We start from the raw sequence: 19,178 nt of genomic DNA on the forward strand, positions 1-19,178 counted from the left end.
TTACTTGAGCACCTTCCGCGGTGGTACCGAATTACGCGAGCGCGGCCTGTCGGCGTGCAGCCCGGACCGGAGCAGGAACGGCAGGCTTACCGCGAGGAGGAGTAGCGCGACGATGCCGTCCAGCCAGTAGTGATTGCCGGTCACCACGACCACGCTGAACGTGATGATCGGGTGCAGCAGCCACAACCAGCGCCAGCGGGACCTGGTGATCAGGATCATCGACAACGCGATCAGAGCCGCCCAGCCGACGTGCAGGCTCGGCATCGCGGCGAACTGGTTCGCCGGCCCGCCGGTGTGGTCCGGGCCGTACACGGACTGACCGAACCGCAGACCGGTGTCGACGAAGCCCGGCATCATCCGCGGCGGCGCCAGCGGGAACACGATGTGACCGACCAGTGCCAGTCCGGTCAGCGACACCATCGTCCACCGGACATGCGAGTACGCCTTCGGCCGCCAGATGCTCAGCCAGAGCAGTACGGCGGCGGTCAGCGGTGCATGCACGCTCGCGTAGTACATGTTGGCGCCTTGGACCAGGTGGGGGAACTGCAGCGCCCATTGCTGGAGCGTGGCCTCGTTCGGCAGGTGCAGCCAGTTCTGGAACGACAACACCTCGTGTGCGTGGTCGAACGCGGAGCCGGTATGCCGGGCCGCGATCTGCCGGCCCGCACTGTAGACGAGGAAGAGGGTGGCCAACAGGACTGCTTCCCGGACCACCCTCCAGAAGACCTGGACCCCTCGTTGCTGCTGTTCGCCACCCTGCCCCACCCGCTCCAGCGCTTCGATCCCCATACTTTTCGACGGTACCCGCCGTTCCCACAGGGTTTGCCCAGGCGCAACCCTGGCGTTGCCCTGGGCAACCCCCGAAAGGCACTTTGAGACGGAGCTGTGATCAGCCCTTGACGGCGCCGGTCAGGACGCCCTTGGCGAAGTGCCGCTGCAGGAACGGGTAGATGACGAGGATCGGCACGATCGAGACGACCAGGATCGCCATCTGGATCGACGCCTGCGGCGGGAGCAGCTCGGTGCCCAGCTCGGCGCTGCCCAGCTGCGTGTCGTTGATGACGTACGTCCGCAGTACCAGCTGCAACGGCCAGAGCTTGGAGTCGTTGAGGTACAGCAGTGCGGAGAAGAACGCGTTCCAGTACGCCACTGCGTAGAACAGACCGATCACCGACAGCACCGCCTTCGACAGCGGCAGCACGATGTAGGTGAACGTCTTCAGCTCACCCGCGCCGTCGATCCGGGCGCTCTCGGTGATCTCGTTCGGCAGGTTCATGAAGAACGCCCGCAGTACGACGACGTTGAACGCGCTGATCATCGTCGGCACGATCAGCGCCCAGATGCTGTCCAGCAGCCCGACGCCCTTCACGGTCAGGTACGTCGGGATGATGCCCGGCGAGAACAGCATGCTGAACAGCACGATCAGCAGGATCGGCCGCCCGGCCGTGAACGAGGGCCGTGCCAGCGCGTACGCGAGCAGACACGACACGGTCAGACTGAGGACGGTGCCGATCACGGTGACGAAGATGCTGACGAACAGCGCCTGCGTCACCACGCCGCCGGCGAACAGCGATTCGTACGCCGCGAAGTTCACCGACTTCGGGAACAGCACCAGGCCGCCGGACTCGTTGATCTGCTTGTTCGGCGCCACGCTGGTCGAGATCACGCCGACGAACGGGATGATCACCACCGCGCAGAAGACCAGCAGCACGAGACCCTTGAAGGCCCGCATCGGCCAGCCGGGCATCGGCACGCCCTGGACGATCTTGGTACTCATCGCTGGTACACCCCTTGCTCGCCGAAGATGTGGGCGACCTTGTTCGCGGTGAGAACGAGGATCACGCCGACGACGCCCTTCACCAGTCCGACCGCGGCCGCGACACCCCAGGCCCCACCGAGTACGCCGTTGTTGTAGACGTACGTGTCGAGTACTTCGCTGACGTCCCGGCCGACCGCCTGTTGCTGCAGGATGATCTGCTCGAACCCGACGGTGAGCGAGTCACCGAGCCGCAGAATGAACAGCAGGATGATGATCCCGCGCAGTCCGGGCAGCGTGACGTGCCACAGCTGTTTCATCCGGCTCGCGCCGTCCACACTCGCCGCCTCGTACAGCTGCGAGTCGATCTGGGACAGCGCGGCCAGGAACAGGATGGTCGCCCACCCGGTGTCCTTCCAGATGATCTGCGACGTCAGCAGCACGTGGAACAGCTCGGAGTTCCCGATGATGTTGATCGTGGCCAGGTCGTGCGAGCGCAGGTAGTTGTTCAGCAACCCGCTGCCGCCGAGCATCTGCTGGAACAGCGCGACCACGATCACCCAGGACATGAAATGCGGCAGGTAGAGGATGCTCTGCGCGATCCGCTTGATCCGCTCGGAGAACAGCGAGTTCAGCAGCAGCGCGAGCAGGATCGGCGCCGGGAACACGAAGATCGACTGCAGGCAGGTGAGGATCAGCGTGTTCTTCAGCGCCCGCAGGAACGCCGGGTCGCCGTTGAAGATCACGCCGAAGTTCGCCCAGCCGGACCAGTCGCTGCTGGTGATGCCGAGGAACGGCTGGTAGTCCTTGAACGCGATCACGTTGCCCAGCAGCGGCACGTAGTGGAACACGATGATCAGCGCGCAGCCGGGCAGCGCGAACAGCAGCAGGACGCGGTCCCGCAGCAGCCGCCGGCCGAGGCTCAGCTGCTGCTGCGGGCGCTTCGAGGATCGTTGCAGCATTACTTCCCGCCTGCCGCGGTGAAGGCGTCCTGCAGCTCGCCGCGGATCTTCTCACCGCCCGAGGACAGGAAGGTCTTGACCGCGGGCGCCCACTCGGACACCTGCTTCTTGCCCTGCACGATCTGGTTCTCCAGGTCGGTCAGTACGCCGGTCAGCTGACCCCACTGCTTCGACATCGTGTCGGAGTACAGCCCGTACGACGCGTCGTACACGAGCCGGTCCGCGACCTTCTGCTGGATCGCGTGCTGCTTCTGCGGTACGTCGGGCTTGCCGGCCCAGTAGAGCGCCAGCGTCGAGTCGGAGATGTACTGCAGGCCGATACCCGTCTCCACGACGCCGGTCTTGGTCGGGACCGGGTCGGTGCCCTGCATGGAGTAGTGCCGGCCCGCCACGCCGTACTTGCGGAACAGGTACTCCTCCGTGCCGAACGGTGCGGCCATCCAGTTCGCCACCTTGAGCAGCGTCTCCACGGAGTGCTTGGTGGACTTGTTGAACGCGGTGACGTTGTTCAGCGCCGCCCCCATCCACACCTTGCCGTCACCACTGCTGAAGCCCGGTACGTCGAGCATGTTGACGCCGAACGCGTCACCCGCGGTGTTGTCGGAGTAGTACTGGTTCCAGGCCACGAAGCTGTCGTAGTCGAAGGCCGCGGTACCGCCGTTGAACCACTGCTTGCGGGCGGCCGCCTTGGCGCTGAACGTGTCCGGGTTGATGACGCCGGCGGCCACCATCTTGCGGCTCGCCTCGAGTGCGTCCTCGTTGCCGTCCGCCTCGAACACCGAGGTGAACTTGCCGCCCTCCTGCTTCCAGTTGTTCGGCAGGCCGAGCATCATCCGGATGTACGACGTGGGCACCCGCGTCCACGCCCAGCGGTTCTCCTTCGCCGCGGTCATCTCCTTGCAGATGTCGAAGAACTCCTCGAAGTTCTTCGGCGCCGGGTCCTTGATGCCCTTCGCGGCGAGCAGATCGGTGCGGTACAGCGGCAGCGACGTACGGGACATGCCGCGCGGCACCGGGACGCCGTAGATCGCGCCGTTGAAGACGCAGCCCTTCCAGAACTCGGTCGGGATGTTCGCCAGGAACGGGTACTTCTTGACCGCGTCGCCGGACAGGTGCTCGGTCAGGTCCATCGCCTTGGCCTTGAGCAGTCCGGGGATCTGCGGCGTACCCGGCGGGACGTTCAGGATGTCCGGCAGGTCGCCGCCGGCGATCCGGGTGGCGAACTTGTCGTTGTACTCGTCGTTCGACGCCATGCTGATCTGCAGCTCGGAGCCGAGCCGCTTGTTCAGCTCCTGCCAGAACTGGTTCTTGTCGACCGACGGCGGGATCGCGCCCGGGATGTTGGTCATGAACGTGATCGGCTTGCCGTCGCCGGGGACGTCGGTGATCGCCTTCACCGGGCTCGCCGGGTACTTCAGGAACCCGTCCAGCACCACGTCGGTGCCGGGCAGGTCCGGCTTGATCTCGCCGTACTTCGTGTACGTGGGCAGTTTCACCGCCGAGTTGGCGGCCGCGGTGTTCTTCTTGTCCGACGCGCACCCCGCCAGCAGCGGCGTACCCGTGACCGCGACAGCGGCGGCGGCCAGGCCACCGCCGAGGAAAGTTCTTCTGCTGACTGGCATTGGGCCTCACTTCCATCGGAGGGCCACACCATGACATAGTACGTCCTATGTCTTCAAGAGTCGGCGCGATGGAAATCGTCTTCGACCCCGCCGGGAGCGGCTACCACACATTCCGGATCCCGTCCGTGGTGGCGCGGGGTTCGCTGGTGCTGGCGTTCTGCGAGGGACGGCTGCACGGGTCCGGTGACGCGGGTGAGATCGAGATCGTCCTGCGGCGTTCGCTGGACGGCGGGCAGACCTGGCTGCCGCTGCAGGTGGTGTCGGCCAAGGCCGGCAAGACCTGTGGGAACCCGGTGCCGCTGTTCGACCCGGTGTCGGGCGACGTCGTACTGGTCACGGTGGAGAACGGCGCGCACGCTGTCGAGATGTCGCTTGCCCGCGGCACCGATCCGGAGTCCGGGCGGCGTGTGTTCGTGCAGCGCTCGTCGGACGACGGTGCTTCGTGGACGCCGACCGTGGAGATCACTTCGCAGGTCAAGCCGGCGGACTGGGGCTGGTACGCGACCGGGCCCTGCCACGGGATCACGCTGCGGTCCGGGCGTCTCGTCGTACCGGCGAACCACTCGTTCGTGCCATCCGAGCCGGTGGACGATCTGATCCGGCTCAACGGCGGGCACTGCATCTACAGCGATGACGGTGGGGTGAGCTGGTCCGTCGGCTTCGTCGACCGCAATGACGGCGCGGAGATCAATGCCAACGAGACCACGGTGGCCGAGCTGCCCGACGGACGGCTCTACTTCAACGCCCGCAACCACCAGGGCACCGGACCGGCCCGCGTGCACGCCTGGTCGTCCGACAGCGGTCAGACGCTCGATGCGCCGTACGCCGGGATTCCCGAGATCACCGCACCGGGTATCCAGGGGAGCGTCGTCTGCTTGCCGGACGGCCGGCTGCTGCTGTCGACACCGGTCAACCCGTCCTCGCGCCGGGAGCTGACCCTCTTCGTTTCCGAGGACTCCGGTGTGTCGTGGGAGCCGGCTCTGGTCGTGCACGAGGGCATGGCCGGTTACTCCGATCTCGTACTGCTGTCAGACGGCTCGGTCGGCATTTTCTACGAGGCCGGTGAGACGTCCTCGTTCGCGACCTTGCGCTTTGCCACATTCGCCCTTTGAGGTTGGGAGACCCCTTGACCGCATCCGCCCGTTTGACCGGCGTCGTACCGCCGCTCGTCACTCCGCTCACCCCGTCGTACGACGTCGACACCGCATCGCTGGCGCGGCTGATCCAGTACCAGTTGGCCGGGGGTGTGAACGGGGTGTTCGTGCTCGGCACGTCCGGTGAGGGCACGTTCCTGACCGACGAGCAGCGGCAGGTCGTGCTGGAGACGACCGTGGCGGAGGTGGCGGGACAGGTGCCGGTGCTGGCCGGCGTCATCGACACATCGACCAACCGGGTCGCCGCGCACGTCTCCGCTGCTCTCAAGGCCGGTGTGGACGCGCTGGTCGCCACGGCTCCGTTCTACGCCGCCACGCACCGGGCGGAGATCGAACGCCACTTCACTCGGTTGGCCGCGCAGGCCGGCGACACTCCGCTCTATGCCTACGACATCCCTTCCCGGGTTGGCGCCAAGCTCCCGGCCTCTGTCGTGATCTCGCTGGGCGAGCAGGGCGTGATCGCTGGCGTGAAGGATTCGTCCGGCCAGGAGACGTCGTTGCGCGAGCTGGTGTTGTCCCGTCGCGAGAAGCAGTTGGAGAACTTCGCGATCATGACCGGGTCCGAGGTAACGGTTGACTCCGCACTGGCTTTCGGCGTCGACGGCGTCGTACCTGGTCTGGGGAACGTGGATCCTGCTGGTTATGTGCGGCTCTTCAAGGCGGCCGTCGCAGGTGACGCGGCAACGGCAAGGGCAGAGCAGGACCGGCTGTTCCGGCTGTTCGACATCATCAACGTCGCGGACCGGTCGCGGATGGGCGCGAGCTCGGCCGCGCTCGGTGCGTTCAAGGCCGGGCTGCATCTGCTCGGTGTGATCGACAGTCCGGTGACGGCGTACCCATGTATTCCTTTGAACGACACGGAGATCGCCGCGGTCCGGCCACTCCTGGACCGCGCCGGATTACACTGAGCGGTCCTAACCAAGGGAGGCCGGCAGTGACAACGGGTGGGCTCAGCCGGGCACGAGGTGCGGCGGGGAATCAGTCCTTCATCCGGGATGCGATGAAGTCGTACATCCTGGAGCGTGGGCTGAAGGCGGGTGACCCGCTGCCCAACGAGCAGGAGCTGATGGCGCAGCTCGGCGTCGGCCGGCACCCGCTGCGGGAGGCGATGAAGGCGCTGCAGGCCGTCGGGATCATCGAGATCCGGCACGGGTACGGGACGTACGTCGGCGAGGTGAACCTGCAGTCGCTCGAGGACGGACTCGCGTTCCGCATGTCCCAGTCGATGGCCGGCGACCTCCGCGACGTACAGAACGTCCTGGAGGTCCGCCAGGCCATCGAGGTCGGTCTGGCGGACGACGTGGTCGCACACTTCAAGCAGTACGGGTACGACACGTTGGAGCCGATCGTCCAGCGGATGGAGGCCAAGGCCGGCGACGGGCAGTACTTCCCCGACGAGGACTGGGCCTTCCACCAGGCGCTCTACGAACCTCTCGGCAACGCCCTCGTGATCGACCTACTGTCGGTCTTCTGGCGCACCTTCGCCCAGGTGGACGCCCGCCTCCCCGGCGCCCGCTACACCCCCGCAGACGCCGCCGCCTGGCACCGAGACCTCCTCAACGCCTTGGAGTCGGCAAACCCCGACACCTACGCCCACTCCATGAAAAGCCACTTCAACGGCATCCATACACGCCTAGGCGAATAGGTTCTCCGCGTCGACGATCGTGTACGCATAGCCTTGCTCAGCTAGGAAACGTTGGCGGTGGGCGGCGAATTCGGCGTCGATGGTGTCTCGGGCGACGATGGAGTAGAAGCGGGCGGTGCGGCCGTCGCCCTTGGGGCGTAGGACTCGGCCGAGGCGCTGGGCCTCTTCCTGGCGGGAGCCGAAGGTGCCGGAGACCTGGATGGCGACCGACGCCTCGGGAAGGTCGATGGAGAAGTTCGCGACCTTCGACACCACGAGCCGGTTGATCTCACCGGTCCGGAAGGCCTGGAACAAGCGCTGCCGTTCCTTCACCGTCGTCTCGCCCTTGATCACCGGGCACTCGAGGCGTTCACCCAGCTCGTCCAGCTGGTCGATGTACTGACCGATGACGAGCAGCGGCTCGCCCGCGTGATGCTCGGCGATCCGCCGTACCAGCCGGGACTTCGCCGGCGTCGACGCGGCAAGCCGGTAGCGGTCCTCGGGCTCGGCGGTCGCGTAGACGAACCGCTCGGTCTGCTCGAGATCCACCCGGACCTCGATGCAGTCCGCCGGCGCGATCCAGCCCTGCGCCTCGATGTCCTTCCACGGCGCGTCGTACCGCTTCGGGCCGATCAGCGAGAACACGTCACCCTCGCGCCCGTCCTCACGGACCAGCGTCGCGGTCAGACCGATCCGGCGCCGGGTCTGCAGGTCCGCGGTCATCCGGAAGATCGGTGCGGGCAGCAGGTGCACCTCGTCGTACACGATCAGGCCCCAGTCGCGGGCGTCGAACAGCTCCAGGTGCGAGTACACGCCCTTCCGGCGCGTCGTCATCACCTGGTACGTCGCGATCGTGACCGGCCGGATCTCCTTGCGCGCACCGGAGTACTCGCCGATCTCCTCCTCGGTCAGGCTGGTGCGCTTGAGCAGCTCGTCCTTCCACTGCCGTGCGGACACCGTGTTCGTGACGAGGATCAGCGTGGTCGAGGACGCCTGTGCCATCGCAGCCGCGCCGACGATCGTCTTACCGGCGCCACAGGGCAGTACGACGACACCGGAACCACCGTGCCAGAACGAGTCGACCGCCTGCTGCTGGTACGGACGCATCTCCCAGCCGTCCAGCGCCAGCTCGATCTTGTGCGCCTCGCCGTCGACGTATCCGGCCAGGTCCTCCGCGGGCCAGCCGAGCTTCAGCAGGGTCTGCTTGAGGTGACCGCGCTCCGACGGGTGCACGAGGACGGTGTCGTCGTCGATGCGGTCGCCCAGCATCGGCTTCACCTTGTTGCTGCGCAGCACCTCCTCCAGCACCGGCCGATCGGTGGTCACCAGTACCAGTCCGTGCTGCGGGTGCTTCTCCAGCCGCAGCCGCCCGTACCGGTCGAGCGTCTCGGCGATGTCGACCAGCAGCGAGTGGGGGACCGGGTAGCGGCTGTAGCGCAGCAGTACGTCGATCACCTGCTCCGCGTCGTGCCCCGCGGCACGGGCGTTCCACAGCCCCAGCGGCGTCAGCCGATAGGTGTGCACATGCTCCGGCGCCCGCTCCAACTCGGAGAACGGCGCAATAGCCTTCCGACACTCGTTGGCTTCCGCATGTGCGGTCTCCAACAACAACGTCTTGTCCGACTGCACGATCAGTGGACCGTCTGTCACCCGTTACTCCTCAATCTCGCCCCGACCTTCCATTGTGCCTGAGCGGTCAATCGACGCCTCGGGCGGCGGAGATTCGGTGGAGGGCGTAGGTGCGGGGGTTGTCGGTGGTGTCGTCGTAGGCGGTCAGCCAGCCGTCGGCTACTCGGACCGGTTCTACGATGCGTTCGGATGAGGTGCCGTTGTGGTCGACGTAGGCGATCCAGGTGCGGCTGTGGGACTCCGCCGCGTTGGTGAGTACGGCGATGGTTTCGGCGGGGGCTGCTGGTTCGACCAGGCCCTGGTCGTCGGGGCGTTCGGCGGCGATGCGGTCGCCGGCGCGGACCTTCTCGATGACGGCCTTCACCTGGTCGTCGGTCAGGTCGAACGCGCTCTCGTTGAAGTCCCTGCTGGTACGGCGTCGTGGCGCCTCACCACGTCGCGGCGTACCCGTCACGTGCAGCGCCCCGTCGAACGTCTCCGCCAGCGGCGCCAGTCCGGCGTCCCGCAGTCGGGCCAGCACTATGTCCGGCGGCGACGGCGATACCACCACGGTCGGCGCCAACCGACGGAAGCGGACACCAGGCAGGTTCGAGTTGAGCAGCTGCGTCAGCACGGTCTCGTCGTCACACCGCAAGTACGTCGACGCCGTGCCAAGCCGCAGTACGCCATGCCGTCGGGCAACGTCGTCGATGAGGTACGTGAGCGGCTGCGGCACCGGAGTACGCGAGTGCTCGACCAGCCACGTGTGCAGCTGATCCGCAGTACGCCCGAGGTCGAACGCGCGCCGCACCGAGCTCTCACTGAACCGATAGACCCCAGCACCGCCGTCCGACTCGACATCTGCCATCGCGGACAGCTCGTCCTGCACGACGCGCACCAGGGGACCAGGTGCGATAGCAGTCAGGTCAGCCTGCAGCAGCACCTCCGACACCGGCTCCGGCATCAACGGGCTGATCGCCTCGGCCAGCTCGTCAGCAGTCGGCTCAGCACCGAGCAGCGGCTGGGCATGACTCGCCAGCGCACCCAGACCGGTCAGCCCGAGCAGGGCGGCCTCAGACACGCTCCACTCGACCAGGTCGTCCCGGAACTGCCCACCACGCCGAGGCCGGTGCCACGCGACCCAAGTCACCACAGTCTCGGGAGCAGGCGCGGTACCAGCACCAGCTCCGGCCAGCGCCTGCAACGCAAGCACGCGGATCTCCGGCGCCAGCAACCGCTCCAGGTCCGGCGCGAGCGCGTTGATCAGCCGCTCGCGTGCAGCCGCCGTACCAGCGCCGCTGTCCCGCCGACCGATCAGTCCGATCGCCCTCAGTCCGGAGAACCAGGCGATGACGAGCTGGGCCCACCGATGCGCCAGGTCCAGCTCGAGCCAGTCGTCGTAGGCGCCGGTGGGCAGCCATAGCTCGCTGGTCCCAACCTCCACTGCTGCAACGAGTCCAGCGGCGTACGCCATCTCCAGGACCGCTGCGGTGTTCTGCTCCTCCGCACCGATCTTCCCGGCCACGTTGCGCAGCTCACGGACGCCGATGCCACCGGTCCGCAGTACGGGCGGCGGCTCGGTCCCCAGCTGCTCCAGCGCCCGGTCCACCAGCCGCACGAGGTCGAGCGCGGCGCCGGCCGCGGCCCGGTCGGCGATCGTGGCTGACACCTTCTTGCCGTCCAACGGCGGCGGCGTCGGCCTGGTCGACGCCAGCACACGTCCACCACGCAGGTGCAGCCCGATCTGCCTTGGCAGTACGACGGTGTTCGGATCCTTCGGTACGACGAGACCTCGCGCCAGCAACCGCTCCACCGGAGTACGGGCGGACGCGATCGTCACCGGGCGCTCCGCCTTCTCCACCGAACCCGTCGGCGGACCCCAGGTCAGCTTGTCGAGCACTGCCTTCGCATCCGGACCGGCCTCCTCGATCAGCTTGTCCAGATCGCCGAAGTGCCGCGTGGTGACCGGACCGAGGCCGGCAGGTGTCGGACCGAGCAGTTCGTGTACGGCGCGGATCGGGCGCAGGTCGTCCTCGGTGCCCCACACCAGCGCGAGGTCGAGCAACTCGGTCACCCGCGGCCGGACCACCGCCACCGGCTGATCCACACCCCGGGCCAGCGCCTCCAAGTCGACCGGCTCGGGCAGAGCGGACAGCGACTCCAGCAGATCCACTCCGAACTCGTCGAGCCGGTTGACGGCCCGCGCGGCCGACGCGTTGCTCGTCGCCCGCGCCGCCAGCTGCCCGGTGTCCGCAGGAATAGGCAGCGCCAGATCCGGCCGCCGCCGCAGCAGCTCACCGAGCCCGGCGTCATCCCACGTCCGCAACGCCTCAGCGAGGGTACGGGGGCGGGTCGGCTCGGAAGTGCTCATCCCTACAACGGTACGGCCCCGTCGGTCTCCACCCCAAGGTCGGTCAGGATCTGACCCACGGTTTGGTCCAGTGAACTCTCCGGACCGGTCTGGTGGATTTGCCGGAGCCCGAGTTTCCGCGTAGTACGACGAGGCGGGAGGTCGGGCTGCCGGTCACTCTGCTGCTCCGGCGCTTCCGATTCGGTGGAAGCCGACGCGTTCGTAGACGGCTGCTACGGCGTCCGACTCGGCTGACAGGAGTACGAGGTCCACGCCGTGCGAGAGGGCGTGCTCGACCAGTGCGGACGTTACGGCTGCGCCCAGCCCGCGGCGACGCATCGACGGTAGGGTGCCGACGCCGACGATCTCGGTGGCGGAGTCGACCGGTTGATGGGTTCCGCTGGCGACCATGCCGTCGTCGGTGAACGCTCCAGCCGTGACCGAGATACCCCGGCGTGCCCGGTCGGACAGCGTCGCCACCATGTCGTCCCGCGTCTCGGCGGCGGCCGCGTCCCGCTCCGCCGGCCCAGCCGCGCCGACCGCAGTACCCGGGTCGCTGAACGCCAGGTTGGCCACCGCCCGGGCCGCCCGGACCACGTCCTCGTCGGCAGACAGGATCTCCACCCGAGCATCAGCCACAACAGGTCGGAAGTCGTCGCGCTCGAGCACCAGCAACGGATGCTCGACCACAGTCAGGCCCGCAGCAGCTGCGGCCGGTCCCAGCGACGGACAGGTGTCCACGACCCACTCGAAGCTCAGCGGGATCTCCAGCTCGGCACACCGCGCCCGCACGAGCTCGACGTCGTCCGGCTTGATCGTGACATCGGAGCCCGGCACGGGGCGCGCGTAGTACGGCCACACCGTCGTACTGCGGAACAGGGTGAATGGTCCGACCTGCTCGGCGACTGCACCGGACAGCGGGACGCTATGGAGGTAGGTGTCGACTCTGGTGATCATCGAAACGCAGTGAATCACTCAGTCCGGTCAACCGCCAACGGATATGTCGAAAGCTGCGGATCGGCTCCGACGTCACGTTCGTCAACGCCAAACTGGAGGACAGCATGCAGACAGTGACGTCAGCGGACGGTACGAGGATCGCCTACGACCGGCTGGGCAGCGGGCACCCGTTGGTCCTGGTCGGGGGAGCGTTGTGCGACCGGGAATCGCTCCGGCCGCTGGCCGACGTACTGGCCAGCGACTTCGACGTGGTGACGTACGACCGGCGCGGTCGCGGTGACTCCGGCGACATCACGCCGTACGCCGTTGAGCGCGAGGTGGACGACATCGCCGCCCTGGTGACGGCACTCGGCGGTACGGCGGCCATCTACGGGCACTCGTCCGGCGCCGGACTCGCAGCGATCGCAGCCAGCACCGGACTGCCGTTCACGCACGTCCTGCTGCACGAGCCGCCGTACGGGCCGGACGACGTGGACCCGTCAGACGACGGCGAGCAGGTCCTCGAGCGGATCCGCGAGGGACAGAACCAGGAGGCTGTCGAGCTGTTCCTGATGATGACGGGCCTGCCCAAGCAGGCCGCGCTCGAATACGCGCCGACTGTTGCCGACCGCGCGCCGACGCTGGCCTACGACTTCGCCGTGATGGAACACGGCCACGCCGGCACCGGTACTCCGGTCGAGCTGCTCCGCACGATCAAGCCAGAGACGCTCGTCCTCGCCGGGACGGCGTCGGCGCCGTTCATGGTCGACGCGGCGCACCGGATCGTGACGATCCTGCCCGCGGCCGAACTCGTCGAGCTCGCGGGCCAGAGCCATGTCGTACCACCGGAGCTGCTCGCTCCGGTCCTCACCGACTTCGTCAGTCGGCGATGATCTCGATCGACACCTTGTCGGGGTAGAACGCGACGTGCTCGCGGATGTCCGCGACCGCGTCGTACGGCTGCTCGTAGGTCCACACCGCGTTCACCCCGTCCGCCCCGGCGGGGAGGACGCTGTAGTACGCCGCGTCGCCCTTGTACGGGCAGTACGACTCGTGGTCGGTCCGCTCGAGTTGCGTGAGGTCGACGTCCTTCCGCGGGATGTACTGCACCGCCGGGTAGTTGGCTTCCTGCAGCGACAGCGCGTCGTGCGTATCCGCGATCACCTGGTCGCCGACCTTCACGACCACGCGGTCCGGGTTCTTCCCGACGGTGATCGGGTGGTCCGGCCCAGGAATCTTCACAGTCTTCTCCGCCATACCTGCTGACAACCCCGGTCGCCGCGGACTCATTCCCAGGTAGAGGTAAGGAACGTCCCGCCCGCGGCTTCCGCGAGTTCGGCGCCGAGGGCACGGGCGGGCGTGTACGCACCGGCCTGGCCCTCGCCGCGAGCCAGCCGTACGGCGGTCTCCGCGACCGCGCTCGCGGTGAACTCCATCGCGTCCCCCGCCCGCAGCCACTCCTCCAGCGTGGTGCCGTCGGACCACGTCACGATCGCATGTCCCCACGAGTGCTCCCGCGGACGCGGCGTCGGCTTGCCCTCGATCGCAGCCATCCGGCGTACGGCGAATCGTCGTACCGCCGGGATCTTGAGTAGCGCACCGACCGCCGGCAACACCACCCGCACGATCGGTGCCGTCGGCATCAAGCCCGACGTGGAAACAACCGACGGCGCACCACTCGACAGCTGAGCCGCGAGCAGCTCGCCGGTCGGAGCGCCGGCGGACTTCGCCGTCTGCCCGTCCGGCAGCGCGTGCTCGCGCGGATCAGCCGCCAACCGGGCCTTCGTCAGCTGACCGTTCTCGAATACCAGCCCGCCGGTGGTGAGCCCGGAAACGATCGACCGCGCCAGCGCCTCACCCAACGGACCGCCCTCGATCGCGACCGACGGCAATGCATCCACGCGCACGTGGCTCGGCGTCGGCCGGTCCGCGCAGAGATGAGCGACGACCGACTCGACCCCCAGTACGCCGAACCCCGCACCCGTCACGAACGTGCTCCCCGCCGCGACCGCTTCGTCGTGCAACGCCAGCAGCCGCGGCATCGCGACCAGATCGTTGGCCAGGTCAACGTAATGCCCACCCGGCAGGCAGGCCCGCGCGATCGGTACGGCGGTGTCGGCGTACCCGCCGATGGTGTTGACGACGACGGTCGGCCGACGCCGCGCGATCTCGCCGGGCAGGTCATCGGTCACGAGTACGTCGTCGAGGCCGAGATCCGCGGCGGTCTTGCGGAGGCGATCCGCGTTCCGCCCGACCAGCACCGGCGCACCGCCGCGGGCGGCGACGCGGGTCGCGATCTCGCGGCCGGTCCGCCCGGTCGCGCCAAGAATCCAGATCGTCATCAGCTCTCCAGTGATGTCTCAGGGTGTCATCATCGACCGTAGCACGATTGATGACACTGTGGGACGTCACGCTAAGCTCGGGCCCATGGCGCGATGGGATCCCGGTGCGGAGGAGCGGCTGCGCAAGGCCGCCCTCGAGCTGTACTCCGCGCACGGGTACGACGCCGTGACCGTCAACCAGATCGCCGAGCACGCCGGCCTGACCCGGCGCTCGTACTTCCGCTACTTCCCGGACAAGCGCGAGGTCCTGTTCGCCGGCTCGGAGCGCCTCGCCCCAGCCGTCATCGAGGCGATCCGGTCAGTCGATCCGGCCGTAGCCCCGTGGCCGGCCGTGCTCCAGGCGGCCGAGGTGATCGGTGCTCAGCTGGCCGAGATCGCTGAGAACTCCGACGTACGGCGTGCTGTCATCGCGGCCAGTCCTGAGCTGCAGGAGCGGGAGCGGACCAAGCTGGCCTCAGTCACCGACGCCCTGCGCAGTGGCCTCGAAGAGCGCGGGTTGTCGCCGGAGGATGCGGCGCTGGTCGCGCAGGTCGGGTCGGCGGTGTTCCAGAACGCCTTCAGTCGTTGGATCGACGGCGGTGGGCAGCGGACCTTTCGGTCCTGCCTGGACGCCGTGGTGGGCTCACTCCGCGGAGAGCTCTTCCAGCTCGACGACTAGGCAGGGTCCGCCGTCGAACGCACCGCCGTCGATGCCGAGCACGAGACCGTCGGCGTACAGCAGCGGCTCGGTCAGGTACTGCGGGTCGATGCCGAGCTGGTCGGCCACGATGCTGTGCCCGTGCACGATCCGGTGACCGCCGAGGTGCTCGAGCAGGATGCGGGCGATCTCCGGCCCGCCGTCACCGCGGAACGCGTACCGCGACGTCATCCGGCGCCAGATCTCCCACCACACCTCGATGTCGTCGGAGTGCAGCTCGGCGCTCGCCGCGGCGTTGATCGCGTCGATCGAGTCGCCCCACTCGACGTACTCCGCGGTGTCGGAGTGCATCAGCAGGTGGCCGGCGTCCAGCGCGATCATCGGCCGGTCGAGCAGCCAGGCCACGTCGTCGTCGGTGAGCAGCTCCTGGTCGCGGTCCTGGCCGCCGTTCAGGGCCCAGGAACGCTCGAAGCTGCGCAGGGTGAGGCCGTCGTGCGGGACGAACGTGTCGTCGAACTTCCGCATCCCCAGCGCGAGGATCTCGTGGTTGCCGAGCAGCATCTGGATCGCGCCGTCCGGTGCCTGGTCGATCAGGCCGCGGACATAGCGCAGTACGCCGATGCCGTCCGGGCCGCGGTCGAAGAAGTCGCCGAGGAACCACAGCCGGGCGTCCTCGCCGGCCCAGTTGCCGTCGGCATCGGTGAGGCCGGCGTCGTGCAGGGCGGCGGTCAGTTTCTCCAGGTGGCCGTGGATGTCGCTCACGGCGAACACCCGGGTCACGTCATCCCCGAATGGTCAGCACGATCAGTACGACGTTGAGGGCCGTGACGGCGGTCGCTACCAGGCATGCGGCGAGAGTAGTCGCCCAGCGGTTGACGAGGTTACCCATGACGCGCCGGGATGCGGTCAATCTCACCAACGGCCAGAGCGCGCAGGGGATGCCGAAGCTCAGGACGACCTGCGAGACGACCAGTGCGCGGCTGGGGTCGATGCCGATGGCGAGGACCAGCAGGGCCGGGATCAGCGTGATCAGGCGGCGGGCTGCGAGCGGGACGCGGCGCTGCCAGAAGCCGTCGAGGATGACGGAACCGGCGTACGTCCCAACCGAGGAGGAGGCAAATCCGCTGGCCAGCAGGGCGAGCGCGAACAGTAGGGCGGGGAGTTGGCCGAGGCGGTCGCCGATCGCGATGTGGGCTGCGTCGAGCGAGTCGGCGCCGGAGCCCTTCAGTGCGGCGGCGGCGAGGACGACCATTGCCAGGTTGACCGCGCCGGCCAGCGCCATGGCGATCGCGACGTCCAGGCGGGTGGCACGCAGTACGCGGGATTTGCCTTCCTGGGAGCGGATGCTCTTCCAGTGGCGGTCGGTGACCAGGGCGCCGTGCAGCCAGATCGCGTGCGGCATCACGGTCGCGCCGAGCATGCCGGCCGCGAGCACGAGCGACTGCGTCCCGTCCAGGCGCGGCACGAGGCCGCCGACCACGCCGGACGCGGACGGGTCCGACTTTGCCGTCGAGACGACGAAGCCGATGAGTACGACGGCGAGCAGGCCGATGATCGCTGCCTCGAAGGGGCGTTGCCCGCGCTTCGACTGGTAGATCAGCAATGCGAACGAGACTGCGCCGGTGATCGCTCCGCCGAGCAGGAGGGGGATCTTGAACAGCAGGTTGAGCGCGATCGCGCCGCCGACGACCTCGGCCAGGTCGGTCGCGATCGCCACCACCTCGGCCTGCGCCCACAGCCCGGTCGACGTCGACCGCCGGAAGTGGTCACGGCACAGCTGCGGCAACGTCCGCCCGGTCGCGATGCTCGCCTTGGCAGCGAGGTACTGCACCAGGACGGCCATCAGGTTCGCGCCGACGACCACCCAGCAGAGCAGGTAACCGTACGTAGCGCCGGCCGCGATGTTGGTCGCGAAGTTCCCCGGGTCGACATACGCAACGGCCGCAACAAAGGCCGGCCCGAGCAGCAAAAGCCCGGACCGGCTCAGTTGCCGCCGAAGCGGCGCCGGTGCGTACATGAGAGCAGTCTGTACGACACCACCGACAACGCAACCCCTGTTCTGCTTTTGAGACGCGACTTACGCCCAGGAGAAGTTGACCTCGAGCGAGACGCTGACCGTGTGGTCGCCGGGAGTGATGTTGAGCGCTGAATCGTACGCGGCCTTGGAGGCGGACAGCCGCACGCGCGGGATCCCCTCCTGCTGATAGGTCTCCGCGATCGCCGTGACCGAGCCGAGCGAGAACCCTGCCAGCGCGGCCAGCTGTCCGGCCCGCTCCTTGGCCTGCTCGAACGCGAGCTCACGGGCCTGAGCGAGCAGTGCGGTCTTGTCCTCGACATCGAACTGCAGCCCGTGCAGGCTCAGGCTGTTGCCGACGGCATCGACAGCCGCATTCAGCAACGCGCCGAACCCGGTCAGGTCCTTGGTCTCGACGGAGATCGTGTGCGACGCCCGGTACGCCGGCGCCGAATCGGGCTCCCGGTACTCCTGGAACACGTTCACCGCACTGGTCGCCAGCTGCGACTCCTCGAGCCCCTGGCCGCGCAGTGCGGCCATCACCGCATCGGTGCGCTCTCCGACGCGCGCAACCGCGGACGCCACATCCGGTGCCGAGTGCTCGACACCCAACGACACCCGCAGCACATCCGGTGTCCCGCTGACCTGTCCTGACCCGATAACACTCACCCCTGTGTCCATGTCGGCCAGTCTGGCAGGTGGTCAGCTCGCTCTGGGGATTATCCGGGCCGGGATGTTGTGGAGGTGGCAGAGGGACAGGAGGGCTGTGCCGTCTATCAGCTGGAGGGGTTTGCCGTTGGCGAACTGGTAGCTGGTGGGGCCGAAGCCGGAGGTGGTGATGAGGATGCCTTTGGTGGCGCCGGCGTCTACGACGGTGCCGAAGAGGTCGCGGACGGCGGACGGCGGGACGGTGCGGGTCCAGAGCTTGGCCTGTACGACGAACTTGCCGCCGGTGATCGGCCTGGGGTCGTACGCGACGCAGTCGATGCCGCCGTCGGTGCCTTGGCGGAACAGACGGGTTTCCAGGCCCATGCGGGTGAGCAGGTTGTGCACCAGGTGCTCGAAGGACTCGGGGCTCAGGTCGAGCAGGTTCGGCCTGGCGTCGATCTCACTGATCACGTCGACCGCCTCGATGGTGCGTGGGTCGGCGAGGTCGAACTCCAGCACCGGCTCCACCGGCTGCAGCTCCTCCGGGTGCCGTGACACCTCCGCGGCGAAGTAGTGTCGTACGCAGGCCACCGGATCGAGCTGGTCGAGCACCAGCGCCTGGAACTGCTCCCGCGTTGCCCGCAAGGTGATCAGGCATGGCCGCACGGTCTGCCCGGTGGTGAGGTCCACCGACTCGACCATCCCATTGAACACGACGGTGTCGACCACGCCGTACCGGTCACTGCCGAAGATCAGGTGCAAGGCCCGCAAGGCCAACTGCGCCACCAGCTGCTGGTACAGCCGCCGCAGCTCGAGCGGATCCCGCGGTACGGCGAGCACCGCGTCAAGAGCACGGTCATAGCGGTACGACGCCTCGGCCGGCACCACGCTGACGTCGGGGAGGTCCCACTCCACCGCGAGCAGCGTCGACTCGGGCACGTACCCGACCTTGCGCCGGCGTGGGAAGTCCAGCGGTTCCGGCACCCGGTCCAGCGCCTTGGTGAAGTACCGCGTCACCGCCGCGCGGCCGCGGTTCTCCACCGCGCGCTCGTACGCGTCGATCCGCGCATGCTGTTCCGCGGTCGCCTCGTCGAGCCGGCGCTGGTGTTCGACCTGCTCCCGCAGCGCCTTGGCGACCCGTTCGCGACGGGTCTCCTCGGAAGCCCGGTGCCGTTCGATCGCCTCCGCGAACCGGTCCTCGGCGTCGGCGAGCCGGCGCGCGTACCGGCGCTGGGCACCCCACCACCGAAAGGGCGGGTGGGGCACGAACGCATCCCAGACAGGTCCGGGATGCGCTTGGAGATCGGCCGGCGACACGGTCGGTGGGGCTCGCCGGGGAGCGCGTTTGAGGGTCTGCAGATCGGTGCCGTTGACATCGACAGCCAGCGCGTCGGCCAGGATGTCGGCCAGGACCTGGACGCGCTCCTGTACCGCAGCGGTACGTTGGGCCGCCTCGGCGGTTCGTCCGGGCGGACGGTCGCTGCGGGCGTGACCTTCCATCGATCGGTCCATCGCCTCACACCTC

General features: G+C 68.0%; 18 protein-coding genes. 5 read left to right on the top strand and 13 right to left on the bottom strand.

What is annotated here, in order from left to right; all coding sequences use genetic code 11:
• From FDA38_RS36870 to FDA38_RS36885, 4 genes are all read right to left on the bottom strand, one after another.
• Entirely contained in the window at positions 1-789 is a 789-nt protein-coding gene (locus tag FDA38_RS36870; RefSeq protein WP_137258808.1) for a phosphatase PAP2 family protein, read from the bottom strand.
• 100 nt (positions 790-889) lie between these two features.
• Positions 890-1,777 (bottom strand): carbohydrate ABC transporter permease, encoded by an 888-nt coding sequence (locus FDA38_RS36875; RefSeq protein WP_137258809.1) that lies wholly within the window; start codon positions 1,775-1,777, stop codon positions 890-892.
• Positions 1,774-2,718, bottom strand: coding sequence for an ABC transporter permease subunit (locus FDA38_RS36880; protein WP_137258810.1), 945 nt, complete (start codon positions 2,716-2,718; stop codon positions 1,774-1,776). Before FDA38_RS36880 ends, FDA38_RS36875 begins: the two co-directional genes overlap by 4 nt.
• Positions 2,718-4,340, bottom strand: a complete 1,623-nt coding sequence (locus tag FDA38_RS36885; protein WP_137258811.1) for a type 2 periplasmic-binding domain-containing protein — start codon at positions 4,338-4,340, stop codon at positions 2,718-2,720. The genes FDA38_RS36880 and FDA38_RS36885 overlap by 1 nt, the downstream gene beginning before the upstream one ends.
• 47 nt (positions 4,341-4,387) lie before the next feature.
• Here FDA38_RS36885 and FDA38_RS36890 point away from each other — a divergent pair, with 47 nt between their 5' ends.
• The 3 genes from FDA38_RS36890 to FDA38_RS36900 are packed head-to-tail and all read left to right on the top strand — an operon-like array spanning position 4,388 to position 7,139.
• Entirely contained in the window at positions 4,388-5,452 is a 1,065-nt protein-coding gene (locus tag FDA38_RS36890; protein WP_137258812.1) for a sialidase family protein, read from the top strand.
• 14 nt (positions 5,453-5,466) lie between these two features.
• The gene (locus tag FDA38_RS36895) at positions 5,467-6,402 is read left to right on the top strand and encodes a dihydrodipicolinate synthase family protein (RefSeq protein ID WP_137258813.1); all 936 of its coding nucleotides are present in this window, start codon (positions 5,467-5,469) and stop codon (positions 6,400-6,402) included.
• A gap of 26 nt (positions 6,403-6,428) precedes the next feature.
• Positions 6,429-7,139: a FadR/GntR family transcriptional regulator gene (locus tag FDA38_RS36900; protein ID WP_233715145.1), complete on the top strand. Its 711-nt coding sequence runs from the start codon at positions 6,429-6,431 to the stop codon at positions 7,137-7,139.
• Here FDA38_RS36900 and FDA38_RS36905 read toward each other — a convergent pair.
• From FDA38_RS36905 to FDA38_RS36915, 3 genes are all read right to left on the bottom strand, one after another.
• Positions 7,128-8,768 carry a DNA repair helicase XPB gene (locus FDA38_RS36905; protein WP_137258815.1) on the bottom strand — a complete coding sequence of 547 codons (1,641 nt, stop codon included), beginning with the start codon at positions 8,766-8,768 and terminating at the stop codon, positions 7,128-7,130. The two genes, FDA38_RS36900 and FDA38_RS36905, sit on opposite strands and share 12 nt — an antisense overlap.
• A gap of 46 nt (positions 8,769-8,814) precedes the next feature.
• Positions 8,815-11,097: a helicase-associated domain-containing protein gene (locus FDA38_RS36910; RefSeq protein WP_137258816.1), complete on the bottom strand. Its 2,283-nt coding sequence runs from the start codon at positions 11,095-11,097 to the stop codon at positions 8,815-8,817.
• 153 nt (positions 11,098-11,250) lie between these two features.
• On the bottom strand, positions 11,251-12,033 hold the full coding sequence (locus FDA38_RS36915; protein ID WP_137258817.1) for a GNAT family N-acetyltransferase: 783 nt from the start codon (positions 12,031-12,033) through the stop codon (positions 11,251-11,253).
• A gap of 104 nt (positions 12,034-12,137) precedes the next feature.
• Between FDA38_RS36915 and FDA38_RS36920 the strand changes: the two genes are divergently transcribed.
• Positions 12,138-12,905, top strand: a complete 768-nt coding sequence (locus tag FDA38_RS36920) for an alpha/beta fold hydrolase (protein WP_137258818.1) — start codon at positions 12,138-12,140, stop codon at positions 12,903-12,905.
• On the opposite strand, the gene FDA38_RS36925 is transcribed toward FDA38_RS36920, so the two are convergent.
• Entirely contained in the window at positions 12,892-13,269 is a 378-nt protein-coding gene (locus FDA38_RS36925; protein ID WP_137258819.1) for a DUF427 domain-containing protein, read from the bottom strand. The genes FDA38_RS36920 and FDA38_RS36925 overlap by 14 nt on opposite strands.
• Before the next feature lie 29 nt (positions 13,270-13,298).
• The gene (locus tag FDA38_RS36930; protein ID WP_137258820.1) at positions 13,299-14,354 is read right to left on the bottom strand and encodes a saccharopine dehydrogenase NADP-binding domain-containing protein; all 1,056 of its coding nucleotides are present in this window, start codon (positions 14,352-14,354) and stop codon (positions 13,299-13,301) included.
• An 85-nt stretch (positions 14,355-14,439) separates the two neighbouring features.
• Here FDA38_RS36930 and FDA38_RS36935 point away from each other — a divergent pair, with 85 nt between their 5' ends.
• Entirely contained in the window at positions 14,440-15,012 is a 573-nt protein-coding gene (locus FDA38_RS36935; RefSeq protein WP_137258821.1) for a TetR/AcrR family transcriptional regulator, read from the top strand.
• Here FDA38_RS36935 and FDA38_RS36940 read toward each other — a convergent pair.
• The 4 genes from FDA38_RS36940 to FDA38_RS36955 are packed head-to-tail and all read right to left on the bottom strand — an operon-like array spanning position 14,977 to position 19,165.
• A complete protein-coding gene (locus FDA38_RS36940) occupies positions 14,977-15,753 on the bottom strand; it encodes a metallophosphoesterase (RefSeq protein ID WP_233715146.1) in 777 nt (258 codons plus the stop codon). The genes FDA38_RS36935 and FDA38_RS36940 overlap by 36 nt on opposite strands.
• A gap of 19 nt (positions 15,754-15,772) precedes the next feature.
• On the bottom strand, positions 15,773-17,008 hold the full coding sequence (locus tag FDA38_RS36945; protein ID WP_137258823.1) for an Nramp family divalent metal transporter: 1,236 nt from the start codon (positions 17,006-17,008) through the stop codon (positions 15,773-15,775).
• 60 nt (positions 17,009-17,068) lie between these two features.
• Positions 17,069-17,686, bottom strand: coding sequence for an SIMPL domain-containing protein (locus FDA38_RS36950; RefSeq protein WP_137258824.1), 618 nt, complete (start codon positions 17,684-17,686; stop codon positions 17,069-17,071).
• Positions 17,687-17,707: 21 nt separating this feature from the next.
• Complete coding sequence (locus tag FDA38_RS36955; protein ID WP_137258825.1) at positions 17,708-19,165, bottom strand: restriction endonuclease; 1,458 nt, start codon at positions 19,163-19,165, stop codon at positions 17,708-17,710.
• Between the last annotated feature and the right edge of the window lie 13 nt (positions 19,166-19,178).

Source organism: Kribbella jiaozuonensis (assembly GCF_005233875.1).
In the GTDB taxonomy this organism is placed as follows: Bacteria; Actinomycetota; Actinomycetes; order Propionibacteriales; family Kribbellaceae; genus Kribbella; species Kribbella jiaozuonensis.